Origin of the sequence: Streptomyces sp. NPDC049577 (assembly GCF_040675635.1) — a bacterium.
GTDB lineage: Bacteria > Actinomycetota > Actinomycetes > Streptomycetales > Streptomycetaceae > Streptomyces.
Map to the genome: position 1 here is coordinate 1 of NZ_JBFAPH010000472.1, position 3710 is coordinate 3710.

4 protein-coding genes and 2 pseudogenes are annotated in these 3710 nt (G+C 72.0%); 4 read left to right on the forward strand and 2 right to left on the reverse strand.

The features are described 5' to 3' along the window. Nucleotides 1-54 precede the first annotated feature (54 nt). Entirely contained in the window at nucleotides 55-1575 is a 1521-nt protein-coding gene (locus tag AB0K09_RS31145; RefSeq protein ID WP_366068755.1) for a hypothetical protein, read from the forward strand. Nucleotides 1576-1617: 42 nt separating this feature from the next. On the opposite strand, the pseudogene AB0K09_RS31150 reads toward AB0K09_RS31145, so the two are convergent. Next, nucleotides 1618-1809, reverse strand: a pseudogene (locus tag AB0K09_RS31150) (IS5/IS1182 family transposase); the annotation flags it as partial. Nucleotides 1810-1880: 71 nt separating this feature from the next. Between AB0K09_RS31150 and AB0K09_RS31155 the strand changes: the two are divergent. Continuing rightward, a complete protein-coding gene (locus AB0K09_RS31155) occupies nucleotides 1881-2009 on the forward strand; it encodes a helix-turn-helix transcriptional regulator (RefSeq protein WP_366068753.1) in 129 nt (42 codons plus the stop codon). A gap of 22 nt (nucleotides 2010-2031) precedes the next feature. Here AB0K09_RS31155 and AB0K09_RS31160 read toward each other — a convergent pair. Then, nucleotides 2032-2498, reverse strand: a pseudogene (locus AB0K09_RS31160) (transposase); the annotation flags it as partial. A 115-nt stretch (nucleotides 2499-2613) separates the two neighbouring features. On the opposite strand from AB0K09_RS31160, the gene AB0K09_RS31165 reads away from it, so the two are divergent. Continuing rightward, a complete protein-coding gene (locus AB0K09_RS31165; RefSeq protein WP_366068756.1) occupies nucleotides 2614-3252 on the forward strand; it encodes an HAD-IA family hydrolase in 639 nt (212 codons plus the stop codon). A gap of 171 nt (nucleotides 3253-3423) precedes the next feature. After that, on the forward strand, nucleotides 3424-3710 hold a 287-nt coding region (locus AB0K09_RS31170; protein ID WP_366068754.1), incomplete at its 3' end, for a hypothetical protein.

The window sequence follows — 3710 nt, forward strand, 5'->3', positions numbered from 1 at the left end:
CCGCGGCCCGCCCGGGTTGCGACCGGAGTGGCAACCGGCGGCGACCCGGGACCGATGCGGAGGCGCGGACCTGGCGTCGAGCATGGCCGGGTGACCGAAACCATCACGGGGCTGTCGATGTCCCTTCCGGAAGTCCTCGTCCTGCTGGGTGCCCTCGCGCTGGTGGCGGCGCGCTGGCTCCCCCCGGCCGCCCGCCGGCCCGGCACGATCGGGGCGGGGGCGGTGCTCGTGGCGTCCGTGACCGTGCTGGGCGTGCTGGGCGTGCTGGGCATCCGCTGGCAGCTGCTGCCGGTCCTGGCCGGCGCCGCCCTGGCGTCGGCGTTCGCCCTCCCGCCCCTGCTGCGACGCCGTACCGGCCGACCGGCGTGGCGGGCCCGCTGGTGGCTGGCCCTGCCGGGATCGCTGGCCTGCGCCGGCCTGATCGCCATTGGCCCGGTTGCGGCCTGGGCCTTCCCCCTGCCCGAGTTCCCCGAGCCGTCGGGCGGCTTCGCGGTCGGCACCCGGGTGGTGCAGTGGACCGACCCGCTCCGCCCCGAGAGCTTCACCGCCGATCCGGACGACCGGCGCACGGTCGTGGCCCAGCTCTGGTACCCCGCGCAGAAGAGCCCCACCGGCACCCAGCGGGCCCAGTACTTGGGACGCACGGAGCAGGAGGCGCGCACCGTCGCCGAGGCCCTCGCCGACGGGGTCGGCCTGCCCGGCTTCCTGGTCGACGGCGTCCCGCGGGCTCGCAGCCGTGCGGTCGTCGACGCCCCGGTGGCCGGTGGGGGAGAACGGTTCCCGGTCGTCCTGTTCTCCCCGGGGTCGGGCGGGGTGCGGACCCAGAACACCGCCTGGGCGGAGGAGCTGGCCAGCCACGGCTACCTGGTCGCCGCCCTCGACCACCCGTACGACTCCGCCGTCGTCGTCCTCGCCGACGGCCGCACGATCCATGCCACGACCGCCTCCAGCGGGGATCGGGACCGGGACGAGGAGCTGGCGGCGGGCTGGACCGCCGTCCGGGCCGCCGACCTCGGCTTCGTCCTCACCCAGCTGGAACGGCTGGACCGGGGCGAGACCGCCGACCCGCTGACCGGACGCCTGGACACCGGCCGCGCCGCGGTGGCGGGCCACTCCCTGGGCGGTGCCGCCGCCCTGCAGGCGGCCCGGCAGGACCGCCGGTTCGACGCCGTCGTCGACCTGGACGGCTACCCCCACGGCCCCACCGCGCCCGCCCTCGAGCAGCCGGCGCTCGCGCTCACCCAGGAGATCACCGCCGGCACCGACCCGCGCTACCTGCCCCGCCTCACCGACGCCTTCGAGCACAGCACCACGACGAGCTACCGGCTTGCCGTCGCCGGCGCGGGGCACCTCACGTTCATGGACGGCCCGCTCTACCTGCCGCCGGTGCCCTCGATCGTCGGCACTCTGGGCCGCACCGAGAGCTCGCGCGTCGTCGCCGGAGCCACCCTCGCCTTCCTGGACGCCGTCCTGCGAGGCCGCCCCGGCGACCCGGCCGAAACCCTCCGGGCCTTCGGGAAGGTCTACACGGTCTCACCATCAGGGGCTCGGGGAACTGCGAGGCTGACCCCGTGATTGGCCGAACACGCGCGTAAGAAGGTGTTGGGGGTCGGGTGATCACTCATTCTTGAGGTCGTCGGCGAGGCGGCGGGCTGCTTCGGTCTCGATGGGGCCGCGCGGTTCGATCTCCTCGCCGGCGAGGCGGGCGGCCATGAGGCGGATCATGGCGACTTTGATCATCGCTTCGGCGTGCGCGGGCTTGCGCTCGTAGTCCCGTGCCAACCGTCTGCACCGTCCCAGCCAGGAGAATTGTCCAGGTACCGGATGCTGGGGGTGAGGAGAGCACCGTCGAGCAGGCAGCTGAGGACTACGCGGCCGAGGTGGCGCGTTGGCGGGAAGTACGCGGCATGTCCAAGAGTGCGTTGGCGCTGGCCATGGGCTTCGACCCGCCCTACGTCAGCCACGTGGAGTCGGGCCGCCACAGCCCAGCGAGGAGTTCTCGCGCCTAAAGGCTGTCTCGTGATGCTGTGATCAAGTCCGGCCGAGGGCGAGGTTGTGCATGTGGGCGACGCCCGCTGGTGGCCCACCGGACACCGTCGCCCTTGAGGCGGCAGTCCCGCAGGATCTTCCGGTTCTTCATCCGGGCGAAGGCATGCTCTACCCCGGGCCCGGACCTGCCGGTGGGAGGCGTTGTGCCGCTCTTTCCAGTCCGGGAGCCGGTCCTGTCCGGCCTGGCGCCGGTGGGGCATGAGGACTCCGGTGCCCTGGTAGCCGCCGTCGGCGAGGACGGTCGCGTTGCCACAGGCGTCCTTGATGCCGGACTCGGCGAAGGCGGTGCAGTCGTTGCGGTTGCCCGGCAGCGGCCGGCCGACGGCCCGCACGAGCCGGGTCTCGGCCTTGACGAGGACCTGGAGGTTGGCCGGGCAACGGTAGTTCTTCGACGAGGCGGACACACTCCGGTCCCGGGTGGGCACCGGCGTGCCGTCCACGATGAGGACCTGGTGCCGCCCGGGCTTGCGTTTGCCCGGCGCCAGAACCGGCTGAGCCCGCAATCGTCTGTTCGCTGCCTGGCATGATCGGCGGGTGACCAGTGAAGCCACGCGGCCGGGCCGCATGAAGTACGTTCTGTTCGACGTCGACGGCACCTTGATCGACGCGGTGAGCAACCAGCGCCGGGTCTGGGGTACCTGGGCGGAGCGGTACGGGTTGGACGCAGATGAGGTCTACCGGGTCGCTCTGCGGACGCGGCCGATGGAAACGTTCGCTCAGGTGGCTGCGGACCGGGATCCGGGCGAGTGTCTGGCCCTGCTGCACGAACTGGAGGACGAAGACGTCCGTTCCGGCGTCTATGGCGCTTTCGAGGGCGCGTCCGAGCTGCTGCAGGGCTTGCCGCCGGAGTGCTGGGCGCTGGTGACCTCGAACTACGAGCACCGGGTGCGCGGTCGTTTCCTGCGGACGGGTTTGCCGGTGCCGGGGTTGATCGTGGACGCGGCCGCTGTCGAGGAGGGCAAGCCCTCGCCTGTCCCGTATCTGCGAGCCGCTGAGAAACTGGGAGCCGAGCCGGAAGACTGCCTGGTCATCGAGGACGCCCCGTCCGGGGTGCGGTCCGGGCTGCGGGCCGGGATGACGGTGTGGGGGGTGAATGCCGCCGTCGCGGTGGAGGGCGTGCACCGCCACTTCGTCAGTCTGCGCGAGGCGGTCCCTCATATCCTGGCCTTCGCGACCGGGCCTCGCGAGAATGCCGCAGCCTGAGTGCGTCCGCCGGCACCGGGTTGCGCTGGGCGAGCGGGGCACAACCCGCCGTCCCCTCCTACTGCCTGACCCGGCGTGAAAATTCCGCGGCACGAAAGATCGCCTCGTCATATGCTCGGCACATTCCTTTCCGGTGATCTTCCGGAAAGCCGAGTCATATGAGGTGGAACAATGATTCTGCGTGCATTACCGCATGCCGCGGCATGGGCGACGACCGCCCTTGCCCTGGCGGGCTTCGCACTGGCTGGCACCGCCGGTACCGCGGCGGCGGCCACGGGAGGCGGCTGTACCGGCCCCACGACCAAGCAGGCCTGCGTCAGCCTGGTGGACGACGGTGGCCACGGTGGCGACATTCTCTTCGAAGCCCGCAGCGACTGGCCCGAAGCGGGGGGCGACTGCCGCATGCGGCTGGTGGCTTTCGACGACACCACCGGCTGGCAGTGGGAACGTGAACTGAG

Excerpts from the sequence above, each read along its gene's own strand:
- AB0K09_RS31145 (WP_366068755.1), top strand. The coding sequence starts at position 55 with ATGCGGAGGCGCGGACCTGGCGTCGAGCATGGCCGGGTGACCGAAACC.
- AB0K09_RS31165 (WP_366068756.1), top strand. The coding sequence starts at position 2,614 with ATGAAGTACGTTCTGTTCGACGTCGACGGCACCTTGATCGACGCGGTG.